The sequence below is a fragment of the Gabonia massiliensis genome (genome assembly GCF_001403595.1).
Taxonomy (GTDB): Bacteria; Bacteroidota; Bacteroidia; order Bacteroidales; family Coprobacteraceae; genus Coprobacter; species Coprobacter secundus.
Genome location: NZ_LN877939.1, coordinates 266,715 through 286,617, shown reverse-complemented (window position 1 = coordinate 286,617; position 19,903 = coordinate 266,715). Strand labels below are relative to the sequence as shown.

Annotated in this window: 14 protein-coding genes; 7 read left to right on the top strand and 7 right to left on the bottom strand. The window is 35.0% G+C overall.

Annotation, left to right across the window (positions count from 1 at the left end; translation table 11 throughout):
- Positions 1-43: 43 nt before the first annotated feature.
- Together BN2628_RS06065 and BN2628_RS06060 are read left to right on the top strand one after the other, a co-directional pair.
- On the top strand, positions 44-643 hold the full coding sequence (locus BN2628_RS06065) for a nitroreductase family protein (protein WP_044230236.1): 600 nt from the start codon (positions 44-46) through the stop codon (positions 641-643).
- Positions 644-1,035: 392 nt separating this feature from the next.
- Positions 1,036-2,019: an EVE domain-containing protein gene (locus tag BN2628_RS06060; protein ID WP_044230237.1), complete on the top strand. Its 984-nt coding sequence runs from the start codon at positions 1,036-1,038 to the stop codon at positions 2,017-2,019.
- A 140-nt stretch (positions 2,020-2,159) separates the two neighbouring features.
- Here BN2628_RS06060 and BN2628_RS06055 read toward each other — a convergent pair whose 3' ends face one another.
- A complete protein-coding gene (locus BN2628_RS06055; protein ID WP_044230238.1) occupies positions 2,160-3,203 on the bottom strand; it encodes a winged helix DNA-binding domain-containing protein in 1,044 nt (347 codons plus the stop codon).
- Between the two features lie 122 nt (positions 3,204-3,325).
- Positions 3,326-3,769 (bottom strand): hypothetical protein, encoded by a 444-nt coding sequence (locus tag BN2628_RS06050; protein WP_044230240.1) that lies wholly within the window; start codon positions 3,767-3,769, stop codon positions 3,326-3,328.
- A gap of 283 nt (positions 3,770-4,052) precedes the next feature.
- Between BN2628_RS06050 and BN2628_RS06045 the strand changes: the two genes are divergently transcribed.
- A complete protein-coding gene (locus tag BN2628_RS06045; RefSeq protein WP_257606451.1) occupies positions 4,053-4,880 on the top strand; it encodes a DUF3078 domain-containing protein in 828 nt (275 codons plus the stop codon).
- A 99-nt stretch (positions 4,881-4,979) separates the two neighbouring features.
- The gene (locus BN2628_RS06040; RefSeq protein ID WP_044230243.1) at positions 4,980-5,750 is read left to right on the top strand and encodes a glycerophosphodiester phosphodiesterase family protein; all 771 of its coding nucleotides are present in this window, start codon (positions 4,980-4,982) and stop codon (positions 5,748-5,750) included.
- A gap of 56 nt (positions 5,751-5,806) precedes the next feature.
- Here the strand turns inward: BN2628_RS06040 and BN2628_RS06035 are convergent, their stop codons facing one another.
- The 3 genes from BN2628_RS06035 to BN2628_RS06025 are packed head-to-tail and all read right to left on the bottom strand — an operon-like array spanning position 5,807 to position 11,226.
- Entirely contained in the window at positions 5,807-7,108 is a 1,302-nt protein-coding gene (locus BN2628_RS06035; protein ID WP_044230244.1) for a TolC family protein, read from the bottom strand.
- Between the two features lie 3 nt (positions 7,109-7,111).
- Positions 7,112-10,201: an efflux RND transporter permease subunit gene (locus BN2628_RS06030; protein ID WP_044230245.1), complete on the bottom strand. Its 3,090-nt coding sequence runs from the start codon at positions 10,199-10,201 to the stop codon at positions 7,112-7,114.
- Entirely contained in the window at positions 10,198-11,226 is a 1,029-nt protein-coding gene (locus BN2628_RS06025; protein ID WP_044230247.1) for an efflux RND transporter periplasmic adaptor subunit, read from the bottom strand. The genes BN2628_RS06030 and BN2628_RS06025 overlap by 4 nt, the downstream gene beginning before the upstream one ends.
- A gap of 173 nt (positions 11,227-11,399) precedes the next feature.
- Between BN2628_RS06025 and BN2628_RS06020 the strand changes: the two genes are divergently transcribed.
- Positions 11,400-12,272 (top strand): helix-turn-helix domain-containing protein, encoded by an 873-nt coding sequence (locus BN2628_RS06020; RefSeq protein WP_044230249.1) that lies wholly within the window; start codon positions 11,400-11,402, stop codon positions 12,270-12,272.
- 81 nt (positions 12,273-12,353) lie between these two features.
- Here BN2628_RS06020 and ppdK read toward each other — a convergent pair whose 3' ends face one another.
- The gene (gene ppdK, locus BN2628_RS06015) at positions 12,354-15,071 is read right to left on the bottom strand and encodes a pyruvate, phosphate dikinase (RefSeq protein ID WP_044230250.1); all 2,718 of its coding nucleotides are present in this window, start codon (positions 15,069-15,071) and stop codon (positions 12,354-12,356) included.
- A 214-nt stretch (positions 15,072-15,285) separates the two neighbouring features.
- Here ppdK and rlmD point away from each other — a divergent pair, with 214 nt between their 5' ends.
- Together rlmD and BN2628_RS06005 are read left to right on the top strand one after the other, a co-directional pair.
- A complete protein-coding gene (gene rlmD / locus BN2628_RS06010) occupies positions 15,286-16,695 on the top strand; it encodes a 23S rRNA (uracil(1939)-C(5))-methyltransferase RlmD (RefSeq protein WP_044230252.1) in 1,410 nt (469 codons plus the stop codon).
- A 136-nt stretch (positions 16,696-16,831) separates the two neighbouring features.
- A complete protein-coding gene (locus BN2628_RS06005; protein WP_044230300.1) occupies positions 16,832-18,220 on the top strand; it encodes an MFS transporter in 1,389 nt (462 codons plus the stop codon).
- Between the two features lie 81 nt (positions 18,221-18,301).
- Here BN2628_RS06005 and BN2628_RS06000 read toward each other — a convergent pair whose 3' ends face one another.
- Entirely contained in the window at positions 18,302-19,822 is a 1,521-nt protein-coding gene (locus BN2628_RS06000) for a DUF4301 family protein (RefSeq protein WP_044230302.1), read from the bottom strand.
- Between the last annotated feature and the right edge of the window lie 81 nt (positions 19,823-19,903).

Here is a 19,903-nt window from a genome sequence, read left to right as displayed (position 1 = left end):
TTTTCGATTTTTTTATCTTTGTAGAAACAAATAAAGAAGTCGTATGAAAAAGAAATTAGAAGTTGTAGTATTGATGTCGATAATTATTGTGTCAGTATCATGCACTTCAACGTCACAGAAGATAGATAATGATATGGATATACCCCCTGCGATTGAGAATATATTTTCCCGCAAGAGTGTACGTAGTTATGAAGATAAGGATATAGAAAAAGAAAAGATAGCATTATTGTTGCAGGCTGCAATGGCAGCACCTTCAGGACGAGATTTGCGTCCTTGGGAATTTATAGTCCTTAATGATCGTAGGATACTCGATTCTTTGTCTGTGAAACTGCCTTATGCAAAGATGTTGAATCACGCTCGTTGTGCCATTGTCGTTTGTGGAGATTCTGTTCGTTCTTCTTATTGGTATCTCGATTGTTCTTTGGCAGCAGGCAATATTCTTTTGGCAGCAGAGTCATTGGGTTTAGGAGCGGTATGGACAGCAGCATATCCTTATCGTGACCGTATACAGTCTATCCGGACTTTTGTGTCCATGCCGGGAAGAGTGCTGCCACTTTGTATTATACCGGTAGGCTATCCTTCTACAGAAGTAAAACCGAAACAAAAATTTGATGAAAAGAAAATACATTATAATGGTTGGTGAGTAAGTAATTTTGTATAAGGCGATGCAATAAATATGTCTACATTTTTATTGCAGTTTTTACCTTGCTTTATTTCGGATGTTATATTGAAAAATTGAATATTTAAGTTAGTCAGATTTATATCGAGTAAATGTTTATAATGTGAAGTTTGAGCCGAATATAGAAATTTAAGGTGTAAAACAATTCATTTTTGTTGTGACGGGTTTTATTTTTATTATCATAAACAACATGAACATCCAAAAGGAAGGTTGCCTGAAAATAATTTTTCCAGATGAAATTTAACCTGATATTTGGGAAAATATAGTTTTTTGAAAGATTATATCGATAAACAAACAATTGGTTTATCTTTGTATTCTATATCTAATATCTTATGTGAGTGTAAAAAGAGAGATTCATGGCTGTACATATATTTGTTGTAGATGAGAGTAATTATGAGATTTGTATTCGCAGAGGTTTAGCTGCAATTCCGGATAGTGATAACCCTAATACAATGGACGGTTTGATATCTCGGATGACAATGGTCAGAAAAGGAGATTATGTATTGTTCTATATAACTTTGAAAAAGGAATTAAGAGGTATTTTCAGAGTGCTTGATGCTCCTTTTTATGATAAGGCGGAGGTTTGGCCGGTTGTAAATAATCAATATTATCCATTGAGAGTCAGAATAGAAAATTCACGATATGTTTTTCCCAACCCTATACGGTTGAGTGATATATATGATTTAAGAGATCGGGGAAAAGTCTGGACATTTGCATTAAAAAGACCAGGCTTTGGAAGTCGTAATGTAATGTTTTCGATCTCGAGTAATGAATTTGAAGAATTATTTAATCTTTATTTAAAATTGAATCCTATTTATGGTGAACCTCACCAAATTGAAGAGCCTTATCGATATTGTCCTCCCAATTTGTTGAATTATTTATCTATAGATAGGTATACTTACATCCCGAAATATGAATATACATTAATGAGTCTTTTATCGGACGGGTTAGCTAAAGGAAGGTATAAGAACATATTTGGTGATTATAGTGACTATTTATGTTATGTACCTACCAGTTTTGATAAGGAAATTGATGTTTTATTAGCATTTGCACATCCTGAGAATTGTAAACAAATAATAGCGTATAACATAATAGAGCTCAAAAAGGACCGTTTTGATGAAATGGCTTTGGGACAGCTTTTGCAATACGAAGATTGGTTTTTGCGGAAAAAGGTAAATGGCGATTCTTGTACTTTACGTACAACAGCAATAGCTAAGAGATTTGATATAAAGGTCATAACTTATTTGCGGACAAGAAAATTACTGGAAAATAAGTATGTAACGTTGCTTGAATATAGGAATACTCAGGATGGGTTGGAATTTAAACCAATTGAATATTAGAAATTATTTTTTTATGCAAAAGAATACGGTCCTTTTCTACCGTTTATAGTTGCTATTTATAGAAAGTTTGTTTTTGGGTTTAAAGGTAAATTTAGATTATAATCTGTAGAAAATGATTGTTCTTTTGCTATATATTTATTTTATCTGATAAAATTCATTACAGTAAGATATCTTTTTTGGGCAGTTTCTATCAATGTTCTATTAATGGAAATATTAGGATCGAAAAAAGAGGTTTTTATGCTTGTTTTTCCTTTAGGAGGTTTATTCCAGTTTCCTATGATTTTACCATTATATAGTATGACAGGATAGAAGGTTCCGAATGTATTGAATGCTTTTGAATGATGTTGGGTTTCGATAACGCTTGTTCTGTCTTTATAGCTGATCAGATACTCATCGAATGGAGGTAATAGATGTAAAATATTTTTTGATTTTATTGTTGGGGTTATAGTATATGTATTATGTATATATAGTTTTTTGTCTTGTATGAGATTGTGTTCTATATTACTTATTGCTTTTCGAGCCTCTGTGACTGTTAATCCCGACCACCAGACAAAGTCTTGCAGACTTGCTGGTGAGTGACTTCGGAAATAGGCGGTTGCTAATTTACTTAAAGCCTCATCATGATGTAATGCTTTTGTTGGAGGAATACGTTTATTGAGTAAAGCATAAGTAGGTTTCCCATTTTTGTCTATACCGCTACAGATAATTCCCTCTGTCTCTGCTCGAGTTAAATATCTGGATAATAGATGTATGTCTGTAGGAATACCATAATTTTTTAGCACTGTTCCGATTTCTTGTTTTGTCATATTTTGATATTCTTCAAGAGCTTTTTCGATTAGTCTATTACAGCGACTGTATGTTTTTTCTGTAATATTCCATTGCTTACCAAATGATTCGTTTGCAGACCTGATACGTTTTGACGAAAGTTGTAACATCCATCGTACATCTTCTGCAGCAACAAAGTGCCATGTGGGACGCATTATATGCATCCGGATGATTTTACCTTGCAGCAAAGCTTCATCTATTGAATTTAAATTGCAGCTTTTTAACCGTATACCGATGGCCCATTTAGACATTTCATAGTTTTGTGCTTGTAGGGCTCCCATCCATTTTACAAGTTCGGCTGGAGAATTGTATGTCGGGTTGACGAGTTGTTGACTCAATAAACGAATGTCGGTTATCATATCAATATTTTTTGTCAAAAATAATAAAGATATAATTAAACCGGCATTTGTATTGTTTTTTTATTTATATAATTATTTGATGAATAGTAATTCTGAAGAAAAATTAGATTTTATTGTTTATTTTATATTTCTTCGGATTTCCATTTTTTATATTGCTCAGTAGTTAGGATCTTTTTTATTTTTTTCTCTCTTTTGGTTCTCTCTTTTTGAATATTTCTAAAATTATCATTTATTGGTGGTGGGGGAGGAGGAAAATTTGGTTGTATTTTTGGCGGAGGCATCATATTATTTCTATTTTCAAATTCTCTATTAGGTGGAATAGGTGGCCTATTATCTTTTTGGTTTAATTTTTTTTGCTCCTCTTTGAGGAATAATTTATACATTTTTTTGTATTGTTTATCACTTAGTTGTAATGTTTCTTTCATTTCATCGGTTTTCTTTTTAGCGATGATTTCAGGTGAAACAAATTTAGACAAAGGCTTTCTGTCTGGTTCTTGTGCATTTGTTTTAGAGTACATTATCCCTCCAACGAACAAGAGAATGTAGAATAAAGATTTGTATTTCATAATTATTGATTTTGATGATGAAGGTACGTTTATATTTAATTGATTAAAAATAAAATCGACAGGAATGGGAATTTTATCGATTGTTTTTATTCTTTATATGAATTGTTTTAAAATAGTGATGTCCTGCAAAGTTTCTAAAGTATTTGATTTATTGTTTGTTTCTTTTTAAGTCAGTTTACAAACATAATTTACAGTAAATTGTTACTGATATAGATTATATTACATAAATTGACTAAAAATGAATTATCGTAGATTGTTTACAATGCTATTATCGGTGATAACTATGGCTGTATGTGCTGAGACTAAGAAAGATTCTGTGTGGATTACAAATGGTTATGCTGGGCTTAAATTGACACAAGTAAGTTTTACGAACTGGGCGACTGGGGGAGATAATGCCTTTGCATTTGACTTACAGGGTACTTATCAGGCAGATTATAAGCATAATAAGCATATTTGGCAAAATCGTATAGAACTTTCTTATGGTCTGAATAAAACGAAATCTGAAATTTCGAAGAAGACCAGTGATAAAATATATTTAAATTCAAATTATGGATATGAAATATATAAAAACCTGTATCTTAGTGCATTGTTTAATTTTCAATCACAGTTCACAAGAGGATATGATTATGGAGTCAATCCAGACGTTTATGTATCGCAGTTTATGGCTCCGGGGTATCTGATGACAGGGATAGGTTTCACATGGATACCAAATAAATTTTTTACTGCAGTTCTGTCTCCTGCTGCTTGGAGAGGGACATTTGTTTTAAATGATCGTTTGTCTGACGAAGGTGCTTATGGAGTAAAACCAGGGAAAAAATTGTTATCAGAGTTTGGTGCCAATCTAAAACTTGAGGGTAGATATGAGTTTTTAAAGAATATGACATTATATTCTCGATTGGACCTTTATTCTGATTATTTGAGAAAACCTCAAAATGTTGATATAAATTGGGAAGTGCAGATAAATATGGTAATAAATAAGTGGTTCTCTACGACTCTTACAACGAATATGGTATATGATGATGATGTGAAAATTACGTTGAGTGATGGGCGAAAGGTAAAACGTGTCCAGTTTAAGGAATTGTTAGGGGTGGGATTACAGTTTAATTTTTAGAGTATAGATATTTCTATAAAAATTTAAACATTTTGAAAATGAAAGTACAACCTATATTTTATATCTTTATGTCCAGATAATTTAAAGGGATATTTAGGTATGAGAACAAGAAGAGGACTTCTGTATATTGTATCGGTATTTGTATTGTTTGCATCTACATCTTTTGCTGAGACGAAGGTAATTTCACACAGGGGATTTTGGAAAACAGAGAATTCGGCGCAAAATTCGTTAGCAGCTCTTCAAAAGGCTGCGGATATAGGTGCATATGGTTCAGAATTTGACGTTTTGATGACCAAAGATAATGTTATGATTATTAATCATGATGGGCGTATTAAGGATATGGTGATAGAGGAAACTTTTTATGAAGAACTCAGTAGTATTACATTATCAAATGGAGAGAGATTGCCTACTTTAGAGGAATATTTGCTTTTAGGAAAGAACAATAAAAAAATCAAGTTAATACTGGAAATAAAGTCTCTATCTACTCCGGAGAAAGAGACTCAAGCTGTTCTTAATGTCATTAACATGGTAAAAAAGATGGGAATGGAAAAGCAAGTAGAATATATTGCTTTTAGCTTACATGTTGTGAAAGAACTTATACGTTTGTCACCGAAGGCTACTGTTGCTTATCTCAATGGAGACTTGTCACCTCAAGAATTGAAAAATATAGGATGTTCAGGTCTAGACTATCATATTAATGTGTATAAAAAGCATAAAAATTGGATAAAAGAGGCCCATAAGTTAGGGCTGACAACAAATGTATGGACGGTGAATGAACAAAAGGATATGGAATATTTTATAAATGAGGGTATTGATTATATAACTACAGATGAGCCTCTTTTGCTTCAACAAATATTATTTAAAAACTAGAATAGATATTATAATGAGAACTGCCCTATATACAAGGACAGTTCTTATTATAATAATTAGTTAGTTTGTCCCTCTCGTGAGTTTTGTCCTGTAGCTTGTAGGTATTGAGTACGTTTTATTAAATAAAGAGTGTAGTCTTCAGTATATTGGTCTCGGCTTTGTTGTAATAAAGATTGAGCTTCAAGCATATCACTTAATGATATTGTACCAGCTTTATAGTATTCTTTATTAAGTCTAAAGTTTTCATTTGCAACACTTATTGATTCTTTTGATATATTCATTTGTTTGTATGATTCTTCTAACTCATTCCAGCATTTTTGCATTTGTATCAAAAGCATTTCTCGTGTATTCTGACGCGTTAGTTCTGCATTTTTAACTTGTATTTTCTGTTTTTTTATAGCGTGAGTTCCTCCCCACCAATTTGAGATAGGTACGGTGACAGAGGCAAATATCATTCCGAAAGAATGGTCTTGATTTAGTAAATCATGATAGAAATATCCGGCTCCAATACCTAATGTTGGCATATTTTGACCAATCTTCATTTTTTGTTGGAGTTTAGATGCTTCTACATTTTTATTGACTAATTGATATGCATTGAGGCTTGGAAGTGCATCGATATGATTTATTCGATATGTAATGGGAGAAGGAAGAGAGTCCTGTTGAGGAGATATGATGTCGAAATTTGATTCAAAGTCGCCTATATATTGCCCTAATACCATTTTTGACAGTCGTATCCCGTTTTCAAGTTGTAGACGGGAGCTGGCAATATTATTTTTTTTCAATTGTATTTGCAGTAAATCGTTCTGATTTGTTATTCCAGCATCTACGGCATTTTTCACATCATTTTGAATATTGTTTATTAGAGATTCCATAATTTCGATTGTTTTTATTTTTTCTTGTAGAGAGACGAGTTGCCAATAATATTGATTTACTGTTAATATGATTTCGTCTTCAGTTTGTTTCAGTTGGTATTTACTGATTTCTGTACCTATTTCTGTCAATTTGTTTCCCAAATAAATCTGACCTCCGGTGAATATAGGTTGTATGGCTGATATTCCGGCTACAATCCCATCCTTCATCATAGACATTTCCATTCCTAGGACAAGTGGGGCGAGGCTAATTTCGGCCATCCCATTATTCGTTTTATAAGTACCTCCAACTGCAGAGATATTGGGAAAATATTTAGTGAATGCTTCTTTTTTATCTTGCTCTGAACTTTTTATGTTGTTTTGGGCTTTTTTTAGTTTATAATTATTTTCAAGGGCCATTTGGAGACATTGTTCTAACGTGTAACTTTGTCCGAAACTATAATCCTGATATAGTAATAGAATAATGATATATATAATTATTTTTTTCATACTTTATTCAATGTTATTCGATAAGTGATATTTTTTGTCAGACTTTTTGAAAATCATATAATATGCTACAGGTAATACAGTTATAATTAATATCATGGAAATCATTGTCCCAAAACATACGACTGTACCTAATGGAGACCATAGAGCACTCTTTCCTAATATCATAGGAATAACGCCCATAGATGCGGCGGCAGAGGTTAGGAATATAGGTCTCATTCTTCGTCGGGCAGAGTGGTAGGCAGCATCAAATACCGATTCTTTGTTTTTTATTCTTAATTCCTCTGCGTAGTCGAGCATAATGATACCATTTCTGACTAATATACCCATTAGACTGACTATGCCCAATATTGCTGTAATGCTTACCTCTAATCCCATTACCCATATTCCGATAGCAGCTCCTAATATACATAGAGTCATGGATGATAGGATAAGGAGCGCCAAATTGATTTTTTTGAAGTGAAATAGAAGGATAAAGAATATAATAATAACAGCAATAATTAAAGCCCCGGTAATTTGAGGAATGGCCTCTCTGTCAGATTCATCGGCTCCGCCAAAACTTATTGTTATACCTTCAGGGGAGTTAAAGTCAGAGATTTTTTCTTTTATTTGGGAGGTTATTTCTGTAACATTTACATGCCGTTTTACGTCAGCTAAGACTGATATTGTAGGTATACCGTTTCTCCGTACGATTTGTCCTTCGTTCCAGTCTCCCTTTATTGTTGCTATCTGGCGCATGGGAACAGAAAACATTCCACCCCATGCTGGTTGATATTCATTGTTAATATCGTCGAGTTGAGGTTCTTCTGACCTTTCTGTTTTTAGAACAACACCAATTGGATAGTCTTTTTCCCAGAGGGTTGTAACTGGCACTCCTGGTCCAAATCGCATAGCCATATTTAATGAAACTAAGGATTTGCTTATACCTAAACGATTGGCTTCGTCGTTGTCTAAAATAATAGATACTCCAGGCAATTGTTCTTCGAAGTTTGTGCGTACTAGAGTTAGCTCAGGTACCTTTCTTAATATTTGCATCAATGAGTCTGCCGAATTTTTCAAATCGGAAATATTTTCTCCACTTAGTCGTATTTCTATGGGAGAGGAAGCGTCAGAATATTCTAATTGTTTGAAACGTATAAGTGCATTAGGAAAGTAGTTTGTATATTTTCCTGAATATTCATCGAGTATTTCTACAGTAGCTTTATTGCTTTTTGTGTTTACAATAAATTGAGCAAAATTGCTACCAGGCATTTGGGGAGCATAACTTGTGTGGAAACGAGGAGAACTAGCCCCGATAAAAGAGGTGACAGAAACTATTCTGTCATCTTTGCGTAGGATATTTTCCATACTATCGGCAATAGCTGCAGTTTGTTCTATTGCGGTGCCTTTGGGTAAGAAAAACTCTACTGCAAATTGGTTCCTTTCAGCAATAGGCATCAATCTTTGAGGTAAATTTATAAACATAATACAGCCTAAAATTACAGTAGCTAAGCCTATACATAAAGTGATTTTGGGATAAATAAAACATTTGTTTAATAACCATTCATATTTTTCTTGCATAATGTCAAGAAAATTACGTTTTTTTCTTTTTCCATTACTCTTTAATCCCTTGTGTATAAAGAAGTATTGCATATATGGTACTAAGAGTACAGCTACCAATAAAGAAATTCCTAATATAATAGTAATTGCCCACGGGAATGATTGTAGGAAGTCATTGTACATTCCTTTTGTGGTGATGAGAAAAGGAAAAAATGTAATACTAATGGCCAAAGTTGCAGATAAAATAGATTTGAAAAATTCTTTAGCGCTGGTTATGGCAGAATACCATCGCGAAAATCCTTGGTCTAATTTTTCCATATAGCAGTCTATAATAACGATAGAATTGTCCACAATCATCCCTAATGTAACGATTAGAGCTGCTAAGGTTACAGTATTCAGTTCTATGCCACAGATGAAGAATATACCCAAAGATATGAAAATAGTAATCGGTATTGTAGATGCAGCAACAGAAGCAACCCGTAAAGGCATGAGAAGTATGACAATTAAAATGACAGCGAATATAGCGATTAATAACTCTTTCAAGAATGTTGTAACCGAGTCACTGACGACTTGAGGCTGGTCGGTAATACGATAAATTCTTACATCTTTGGGCAGCTCTTGTTGGTATTCTTTCAAAACTTTATTTACTTCATCGCCCATTGATACAATATTATTTCCTTCACGCATTTCGAGGGAGAGCAGGATGCATTTTTTCCCATTATTTTTTATATAAGAATCGGGGTCTGGATATTCTCTGACTATACGTGCAATATCTTTTAATCGAATAACGTTGCCATTAGCATCAGAATAAACAATTTGTTCGCTAATTTCTTTTTCACTGTTATAAGTTTCTGATATATGGATAGGTGCGACAAATTCAGAGTTGTCTATCGAACCGCTCAATGCTGTAAATCCTTGAGTTAGTAAAATGGAAGTTAGGGTGTTATTTCCTATACCATAAGCTGATAATTTTTTTTGATCCAAGTAAACGCTTATTTGTTCTTTTTGTAAACCATATCGGCGAAGATTTGCGACAGATTCTATTTTGCGGATTCGGCTTTCCAATTTGTCCAAATAATTTTCCAGTTCCCTGTAAGTTTTGTCCTCAGACTCCAGTGTTATGAGTAATGCAGATGTATCTCCGAAGTCATCGTTTGCTTGTAATGCTAATACTCCTGAGGGTAATTGGTTTTTAAAAGACGCAAGCCCATGTTTAAATTTTGACCAGAATTCGTCTTTATTTGTAACATCGTCATTTAGTTCTACATTAATAAAAACAATACCGTCACGACTTTGAGAAAATGTTTTCTTTTTCTTGACTTCTTTATAACTGAATATGAAATTTTCAAGGGGTTTGGTCAATTGTTCTTCAACTTGAGCAGATGTTGCTCCGGGATAAACTCCGACGACAAGTCCCTGACGGATGGTAAATGTAGGAAATTCCTGTTTGGGCATTTTATATAAAGCATAACAGCCAAACAATACTAAAATGGTTGTAATAAGAATTATAATTTGGCGGTATCTCATCGCCCCTTCTATAATATCAGTCTTTTTCATTTGATTATGATTTTCGAACCATTACTTACTTTTTGATTACCTTCGATAATGAGTTTGTCTCCTTCTTTCAGTCCTTCTGTTACAACTATACCTTTAGCTGCAAGTCTTCCAGTAGTTATAATTTGTAATTGAGCTGTCTCCTTATTGGCTAACCAGACAAATGATTTTCCCGAGTTATCTATCTGTATAGCATGATTAGGTATAATGATTTCAGGCATCATATTATTTTTAGGTATATTTACTTTGCATACCATTCCAGGTATGAGGTCAAGAGTAGGATTGTCAAGTAGAATTTTTACGTCATATGTATGAGATATGGGATTAGCTATAATACCTTTTTCTGAAATTTTACCTTCAAATATGCGATTATTCAATGCCGCGACTTTTATTAGGGCTATATCTCCTTTTTTTATATTTGATATTTCATTTTCAGGAACCGGAATTTTTATATTTACTTTCTCAATTTTTACCAAATTAAAAATGGGGATGCCGGGCGTCACATTCATTCCTATTTCTACATTTTTTTTAGAAATGATGCCGTCAAATGGAGCATAGAGATTGGCATCCTGTAGATTTTTTTTAGCGATTTCTTCCATACTTATTGCTTTTTGTAAAGAGTTTTGTACCTCTATCCATTTAATTTCAGGTAAACTTTTGTTGTCATAAAGTTTAGACATTCGTTCGTATGCATCTTTTGCTTGAAGAAGCGATGAATAAGTTGCATCATAAGTGCTTTGGAGTGAGGTTTTATCTAAGACGGCCAGTAATTGGCCTTTTTTTACAGGTTCACCTTCTTGAATAAGAACTTTTTCGACATTTCCTATTATAGGAAAACTGAGAGAAGAGCCATATAATTCTTCTATTGTTCCCACATAGTTTTGTTCTTCAGAACTTATATCTTTTTTTACATCATAGACTTTTACTGGAATATAGCCTATTGTTCTATTTTCTCCTTTTTCTTGAGTACAGCCTATACTTCCCCATAAGAAAATAAAAATACATAAGTAATAGTTTATAGTTCTCATATTGTTTTATTTTTAGTGTGATATATATTGTTTAAAACTTTGCAAATATGTTATGTTTCGTGGTTTGTAGAAAGCTCTGCATTCCTTTATAAATGTTCTATTTTCCCTTTTTGTAATTTATATAGATTTATTAATGTTTCTAATATTTATTTTTGTTTCGTAAAGAATGAAGTATGAAACAAATCTATATTCCGAAAATTGATTTACAATCGGTGTATTGTAACTCAACAATAGATTCTATTGATAATGATTTCGCTATATTTAATAGCATCAAAGAGGTTCCGGTAAGTGAATATCCTAGTCGCATAGATTTAGCTGTTGTTGCAGTTTGTCGTACAGGCTTTTGCCGGATAGGAATTAATTTGAAAGAGTATAACGTTGAATCTAATTCCTTAGTCATTACATTGCTAAGTCAAATAATACAATTATTTGAGGTAAGTCCAGATTTTTCAGGGGCATTTATTGCTGTTTCAAAAAATTTTGTCGATAATATGTTTCCGAATTTTAAAGAATTATTGCCCATTTTTCTTTATTTGCAAAACAATCCTTTTGCACGAATAAATGAATGTGACATGAATTGTATATTGGAATATCATGCGTTTTTATGGAAAAAAGTGAAAATGAGTGACAATATATATCGTAAGGGTGTGGCTCGAGGTATTTTGCAGGCGATGTTTTATGATGTTTGTAATATTTTCCGGATGCATATGGATGTCGTGAAGAAATCTAGAAAAGAAGAACTTTTTGAGCTATTTATCAAAAGCGTATATGAACATTATAAAAAAGAAAGGAGTGTTTCCTTTTATGCAGGAAAGCTTTATGTAACTCCTAAATATTTGTCGAGCCTTGTAAAGGCTGTTAGTGGGAAAACTGCAGGAGAATGGATTGCTGAAATAGTTGTTTTGGAGTCTAAAGTTTTATTAAAATCTTCATCTAAAAGCATTCAGGAAATATCGGTAGAATTAAATTTTGCAAACCAATCATTTTTTGGGAAATATTTTAAGCAACATACTGGTATGTCACCTTATGCATATAAGAAGATATAGAGATTTTTAGAGATGGTTATATCAAATGACAAACGGGCAGATAAAAATACCTGCCCGTTTGTTATTTGATAATTATTTTTCTTATTCAATTGCAGCCTGCGCCGCAGCTACACGTGCAATGGGTACACGATAAGGGCTACAACTTACATAATTCATGCCTAAAGAAGCACAAAACTTGACAGATGATGGTTCACCTCCGTGCTCGCCACAGATACCAACTTTTAGCCCTGGTTTGGTAGAACGTCCTTTTTCAGTGCCCATGCGTACCAATTGTCCTACACCTTGCTGGTCGAGGATTGCAAATGGGTCATTTTTCAAAATTCCTTTTTCTTGATAAATTTTCAAGAATTTTCCTGCATCATCGCGTGAATAACCAAAAGTCATTTGAGTAAGATCATTGGTGCCAAAAGAGAAAAAGTCCGCTACTTCAGCAATACGATCAGCGGTGAGCGCTGCTCGAGGCACTTCTATCATGGTACCTACTTTGTAATCAACCCAGTCATTACGCTCGGCGAATACTTGTTTGGCTGTATTATGAATAATTTCAGCTTGCATTTTTAGCTCTTCTACTACACCGACTAACGGAACCATGATTTCGGGGTGTACATCGGCCCCTTTGGCTTTTGCGTCAAGAGCTGCTTCCAGAATGGCACGAGCCTGCATTTCTGTAATCTCAGGATAGGTACAGCCTAAACGACAACCGCGATGACCTAACATCGGATTGAATTCTTCTAAGGAGTCACAAGCCAATTTTACTTCTTCAATAGTGAGCCCCATTTCTGCAGCCAATTCTTTTTGTGTGGCTAATTGATGAGGAACAAATTCATGAAGAGGTGGATCAAGTAAACGAATCGTTACTCCGAGCCCATCCATTGCCAAGAAGATGCCTTCGAAGTCTTGACGTTGTATTGGCAGTAATTTTTTTAATGCTTCACGACGTCCTTCTTCGTCTTTGGCCAGAATCATTTCACGCATAGCTTTGATTCGGTCACCTTCGAAGAACATGTGTTCAGTACGGCATAGTCCGATACCTTTGGCTCCGAATTTACGGGCTACAGTGGCGTCTTTGGGGGTATCAGCATTAGTGCGAACATCCATTTTGGTGTATTTTTCAGCCAGTTCCATTACTTTGGCAAAATCTCCACTTAAATCGGCATCGACAGTGTTTACTTGTCCTTCATACACTTCTCCGGTGGAGCCATTTAATGAAATCCAATCACCTTCTTTGTAGACTTTGCCGCTCATTTCTATAGTCCGAGTTTTATAATCTATTTTGATTTCACCGGCACCTGAAACGCAACATTTGCCCATACCACGAGCAACTACTGCAGCATGTGAAGTCATACCTCCCCGGGCAGTAAGGATACCCTGAGCGACATTCATACCTCGGAGGTCTTCGGGAGATGTTTCGATACGAACAAGAATTACTTTTTTACGTTTTTCAGCCCATTCTTCAGCATCGTCAGCAAAGAATACGATTTGTCCTGTAGCAGCACCTGGAGAGGCGGGTAATCCTTTTGCTATTACTTTTGCCGATTTTAGTGCAGCTTTGTCAAACACAGGATGTAAAAGTTCATCCAGTTTTTGGGGTTCCATTCTTTTTAAAGCTGTTTTTTCATCGATAATGTTTTCTCGCAGCATATCCATGGCGATTTTTACCATAGCAGCTCCTGTGCGTTTTCCATTACGAGTTTGCAATAACCAAAGTTTACCATCTTGGATAGTAAATTCGAGGTCTTGCATGTCTTTAAAGTAATCTTCAAGCTTTTGTTGAGTTTCGATAAGAGTTTTTGCACATTCGGGCATAGCTTCTTCCAAGGATGGATATTTGGATGCTCGTACACTTTCGTCGATACCTTGTAAGGCTGCCCAACGGCGAGAACCTTCTATCGTTATCTGTTGAGGTGTACGAATGCCAGCTACAACATCTTCTCCCTGGGCATTAATTAAATATTCACCATTAAATATATCTTCTCCGGTAGCTGCATCACGAGTAAAAGCGACTCCGGTTGCAGAAGTGTTGCCCATGTTTCCGAATACCATAGCTTGGACGTTGACAGCTGTGCCCCATTCTTCAGGTATCTGGTTCATGCGGCGGTAATAAATAGCCCGTTCGTTCATCCAACTGTCGAATACGGCACAGATTGCACCCCAAAGTTGTTCCCATGGAGACTCGGGAAAATCTTTTCCTGTACGTTCTTTTACTGCTGCTTTGAATTTTTTGACGAGTAGTTTCAGGTCTTCTACTTCGAGTTCAGTATCCAGTTTTACACCTTTTTGCTTTTTTACTTCATCCATTACTTCTTCAAATGGATCGATATCTTCTTTACTTTTAGGTTTCATGCCTAATACGACGTCTCCGTACATTTGTACAAATCGACGATATGAGTCCCAGGCAAAACGTGGATTACCGGATTTTTTTGCAATGCCTTCGACTGCGGAATCTGTCAATCCTAAGTTCAACACAGTATCCATCATACCTGGCATAGAAACTCGAGCTCCCGAACGTACAGAAACCAATAAAGGATTTTCTGCATCACCAAACTTGGTTCCCATCAGGTCTTCTACATGTTTAATAGCCTTCTCAACGTCATTTTTTAGTAATTTCGTTACAGCTTCTTTTCCCTGTTGGTTATATTCGGTACAAACGTCGGTTGTGATTGTAAATCCAGGAGGGACAGGTACTCCGATAAGATTCATTTCTGCAAGGTTGGCACCTTTACCTCCGAGGAGGTTTTTCATGTCGGAACGGCCTTCTGCTTGACCGTTTCCAAAAGTATACACTCTTTTCATATTTATAAAATAATAATGTTTTCATGGACTTTTGCTTTCTGCGAAATTGTAATGTTGAGATAGCAAAAATTTCAATTCACAAAAATATGGGTTATGATGAAACCGCCAAACATTATCATAATAATTTTTGAAATTAAGCGAATTTTCTTTTTTGAGTAAAGAAAGTTAAAGAAATATGTTTAACTTTGAACGAATTTGTTTTTATTCTAAAAGTTAAGTTTTGGCACGAAAAAAGAAAGAGCTACCTGTAATAGAGCAAGTTGAAATTGTTGATGTTGCTGCTGAAGGTAAAGCTATTGCTCGGGTAAATGATTTAGTCGTATTTGTACCATTTGTTGTACCAGGAGATATTGTAGATTTGCAATTGTATCGTAGAAAGCATAAATATGCTGAAGGCCGGGTGTTGAAAATTCACAAGTATTCGGATGTACGTACCAAACCTTTTTGTAGCCATTTCGGTATTTGTGGCGGGTGTAAATGGCAGCATCTTCCTTATGAGCAGCAATTATTTTACAAGCAGAAGCAGGTAGAGGACAATCTAATTCGTATAGGAAAAATTTCTTGTCCAGAAGTATCTCCAATAAAAGGTTCTTCGAAAATCCGATTTTATCGTAATAAGTTGGAATTCACTTTTTCGAATAAATCTTGGTTGACGCAAGAAGAATTAAATTCTGAACAAACATTTGACTGTCGTAATGCATTGGGTTTCCATATACCGGGAATGTTTGATAAGGTTCTGGATATAAAGAAATGTTGGTTACAAGACGATATTTCTAATTTGATACGTTTGGAGATTCGAAAATATACAATTGAACATGATTACCCTTTTTTCGATTTGAGAGAACAATCGGGGCTGATGCGCAATATTATTGTTCGTACAGCGTCTACGGGAGAGATTATGTTGATTGTAGTCTTTTTCAGGAAAGATACAGAGAAGATACAGGCCCTTATGAGTCATATTGCGGAAGTGTTTCCTCAAATAACATCTTTATTGTATATTATCAATCAGAAGGCAAATGATACTATTACCGACCAGAAAGTGCATGTGTTTCGGGGACGGGATTATATTATAGAGTCGATGGAAGGTTTGCAGTTTAAAGTAGGGCCGAAATCATTCTATCAGACGAATTCAGAACAAGCTTATGAGTTGTATAAGATAGTCCGGGATTTTGCTGGGTTGAATGGGACTGAATTGGTGTATGACTTGTATACGGGGACAGGAACTATAGCCAATTTTATTGCTTCGCAAGCTCATAAGGTAATAGGTATAGAGTATGTTCCTGAGGCGATAGAAGATGCTAAGGTAAATTCTGCGTTGAATGGAATCGGGAATATACTTTTTTATGCAGGAGATATGAAGGATATCCTTACTCAAGATTTTATTAATGAACATGGCCGTCCTGATGTAATTATTACAGATCCGCCTCGTGCAGGAATGCATGATGATGTGATAAAAACTATTTTGTTTGCTGAGCCGGGGACGATTGTCTATGTTAGTTGTAATCCGGCTACACAGGCTCGGGATTTGGGATTACTGGATGAAAAATATAAAGTGACACGAGTGCAGCCGGTTGATATGTTCCCACATACACATCATGTAGAAAATGTAGTATTATTAAAGAAAAAGTAGTTTGGAGACAGACGTTGACTCTTGTCCTGAGATTTTAGGATAAGAGAAGCGGATAGCCTCAAGAGAAAAATGACTCTTTAGCTTTCCGCTTCTTTTGTAAAATAAAGTGCTGAATTTATTTAAAATAAAATATATCATGACAGAAAAATTAGAAAAGATGATGAATGACTCCAAGGCGATGCGTTGGGGTGTGCTTACTCTTGTTGCTTTTACTATGTTGTGCGGGTATTTCCTGACAGATGTAATGGCCCCTTTAAAACCAATGCTTGAGGCACAGTTACTTTGGGATAGTATGGATTATGGTATCTTTACCAGTGCTTATGGTTGGTTTAATGTATTTCTGTTGATGCTTATTTTTGGAGGAATTATCCTTGATAAAATGGGTGTCCGGTTTACAGGAATGAGTGCTTGTATATTGATGGTGATTGGTTGTGCTCTAAAATATTGTGCTATTGCCGGTCATATAACGATAGATGGTACAATATTGGGTATGAAATCTCAGGTAGTACTTGCTGCTGTAGGATATGCTATTTTCGGTGTGGGAGTAGAAATTGCCGGTATTACAGTATCAAAGATTATTGTAAAGTGGTTTAAAGGTAAAGAATTAGCATTGGCGATGGGACTTGAAATGGCTACAGCCCGTTTGGGTACAATGTTGGCAATGTCGGTAACTATACCTTTTGCTAAATTATTTGGAACAACTATGCCTGATGGTTCCATTCAGCCTGATATTCCAGCTCCACTTTTACTTTGTTTGGTTATGCTGTGTATCGGAGCAGTAGGTTTCTTTATTTATACTTTTATTGACCGTAAGTTTGACGAGCAGCAAAATGAAGAGAATATGGAACAGGAGGAACCTTTTAGAGCAAAAGATGTATTTTTGGTAATCGCAAATAAAGGTTTCTGGTTGATAGCTCTTTTATGTGTTTTGTTCTATTCGGCTGTATTCCCATTTTTGAAATATGCAACAGACTTAATGGTTAACAAATATGAAGTAGATGCTTCTTTGGCTGGAATGATACCTGCTTTATTGCCTTTGGGGACGTTATTTTTAACTCCGTTTTTCGGTAATTTGTATGATCGTAAGGGAAAAGGTGCAACGATTATGATTATTGGAGCAATGATGCTGATTGCAGTGCATTTTTTGTTTGCATTGCCATTATTGAATGAATGGTGGTTCGCTACTTTTTTGATGATAGTGTTAGGGGTAGCTTTTTCTTTAGTTCCTTCGGCTATGTGGCCTTCTGTTCCGAAGGTTATCCCTGAAAAGCAATTGGGTACTGCTTATGCTTTGATATTTTGGGTGCAAAACTGGGGGCTGATGGGTGTTCCTGCTTTGATAGGATGGGTATTGAATACTTATTGTCGATTGGACGGAGAGGTGGGAACATCTGCTTATGATTATACGTTACCGATGTATATATTTACAGGTTTTGGAGTTGCCGCCTTGTTTGTTGCTCTTTTATTGAAACGAGAAGATAAAAAATGTGGATATGGATTGGAAGAACCTAATATTCAGAAGTAGGTCAAGTGTTCAGAAAAGTTTCACAAAAAATGACAAAGCCGGGATTAAAAAATCCCGGCTTTGTCATTTTTTGTGAATATATTACTGATGTTGTTCTCGTAGCAAATCATTGACTGTCTTTACTGGGTTGAATGTTGCAATAGGTACTTCCACAAATAAAGTATTCCAATCAGACATGGCACCATTCCACAGTCCAGGTAATTCAAGAGCTTTCAACTCTTTACCATTTTTTGATTTTAAAGAAATGAAGCCAGTATTATTATCTACATATTGGGGTAAATTATATTTTTCACCTTTCCTGTTTTTTACGGCACATACTAAATCGACCGGATTGAAGTGAGTAGACGACTTAAATAGTGCAACTGATTCAGGGTTATTCATGTCTATTTGGGAGCTTTCAAGAATTTGTAAAGAATAAGTTCCATCTTGGTTGTATGCGAGGAAAGGACCACCTCCTGGTTCTCCAACGTTTTTAACCATGCCACATACTCGGATAGGACGTTTTAGTTTTCTGAGCAGATAAATGGCTAAGTCGCTATCTTCAAGATGTTTGGTTTCTGGATTTTTGATAAATAAGGAACTTTGTAAAAATGCAATTATCTCCCTGAGATTTTCGATTGAGTATTTACCACTTTCCAATAATTCAGTATATCTATCTATTTTTTCTTGTAACGAGATAAGTACTCCACCTATAATTTTTTTATATTTAATAGTAGTCTCTTTTAGACGGTCAGGAACCACATTGTCTATATTTTTTATGAATATAATGTCTGCGTCTATGTCGTTTAGATTTTCGATAAGAGCTCCATGTCCACCCGGACGAAATACCAGATTACCATTATCGTCTCTAAATGGTTTGTTATCCATATCAGCGGCGATAGTATCAGTCGAAGGCTTTTGCTCTGAGAAACTGATATGATATTTTACACCATATTCCTTTTCATATTCAGGCTGTTTTTCGATAACTAATTTTTGAAAGTAGGGTAAATGTTCATGAGAGACCGTGAAATGGACATTTACATTGCCTGCTTTGTTTCGAGCATATAGGGCACCTTCGGCAAGATGTTCTTCCATAGCTGTGCGGTCCGTTTGTGGGTAATGATGGAATTTTAGCATACCTTTTGGCAAGGCTCCATAATTCATTCCATTCTCTGATAATAAGTTTTCAATGATAGTTTTATATTTGCCTTCAACGAGTAACTTATCAATATCTTTTCCTTCATTTTTCAAACAGGTCTCATTCAGATCGGAATAAAAGGCAAAGGATTTTATTTGCTTAAAAAAACTTTTTTCAAAATTATTAGTCGGAGTATCATATGATGCGCCTAAAAACTCAAAAAGATTTTTAAACATACGACTGGCAGCGCCAGATGCTGGAACGAATTTTACTATTTTGTGGTTCTTTTCCAAATAATTGTTCCATATGTTCAGATATTTTTCAGCTTCATTTTCATCTATAGAGAGAATCCCATTACCAATAGTGGCAGCAGATTGTATGTTGAGAAAAGGGAATCCTTTCTTAAAACATTCGAGTTGAGCCTCTATTTGAGATTCAGAGATTCCTTTTTGGCCTAGGAGTTTTAAATCTTGTTGTGTAAGCATAGTATAATGTTTTAGAAATAAAATTTGTAGCTTCAAGAACATCCAAATTTACAAAAACATCATTAAAAAATAACATTGTAC

What these genes read in the sequence shown, in the direction of transcription:
- BN2628_RS06005 (WP_044230300.1), top strand. Translation starts at nt 16,832, where the DNA reads ATGACAGAAAAATTAGAAAAGATGATGAATGACTCCAAGGCGATGCGT.
- BN2628_RS06050 (WP_044230240.1), bottom strand. Translation starts at nt 3,769, where the DNA reads ATGAAATACAAATCTTTATTCTACATTCTCTTGTTCGTTGGAGGGATA.
- BN2628_RS06055 (WP_044230238.1), bottom strand. Translation starts at nt 3,203, where the DNA reads ATGATAACCGACATTCGTTTATTGAGTCAACAACTCGTCAACCCGACA.
- BN2628_RS06035 (WP_044230244.1), bottom strand. Translation starts at nt 7,108, where the DNA reads ATGAAAAAAATAATTATATATATCATTATTCTATTACTATATCAGGAT.
- BN2628_RS06065 (WP_044230236.1), top strand. Translation starts at nt 44, where the DNA reads ATGAAAAAGAAATTAGAAGTTGTAGTATTGATGTCGATAATTATTGTG.
- BN2628_RS06025 (WP_044230247.1), bottom strand. Translation starts at nt 11,226, where the DNA reads ATGAGAACTATAAACTATTACTTATGTATTTTTATTTTCTTATGGGGA.
- BN2628_RS06000 (WP_044230302.1), bottom strand. Translation starts at nt 19,822, where the DNA reads ATGCTTACACAACAAGATTTAAAACTCCTAGGCCAAAAAGGAATCTCT.
- BN2628_RS06060 (WP_044230237.1), top strand. Translation starts at nt 1,036, where the DNA reads ATGGCTGTACATATATTTGTTGTAGATGAGAGTAATTATGAGATTTGT.
- BN2628_RS06045 (WP_257606451.1), top strand. Translation starts at nt 4,053, where the DNA reads ATGGCTGTATGTGCTGAGACTAAGAAAGATTCTGTGTGGATTACAAAT.
- BN2628_RS06020 (WP_044230249.1), top strand. Translation starts at nt 11,400, where the DNA reads ATGAAACAAATCTATATTCCGAAAATTGATTTACAATCGGTGTATTGT.
- BN2628_RS06030 (WP_044230245.1), bottom strand. Translation starts at nt 10,201, where the DNA reads ATGAAAAAGACTGATATTATAGAAGGGGCGATGAGATACCGCCAAATT.
- BN2628_RS06040 (WP_044230243.1), top strand. Translation starts at nt 4,980, where the DNA reads ATGAGAACAAGAAGAGGACTTCTGTATATTGTATCGGTATTTGTATTG.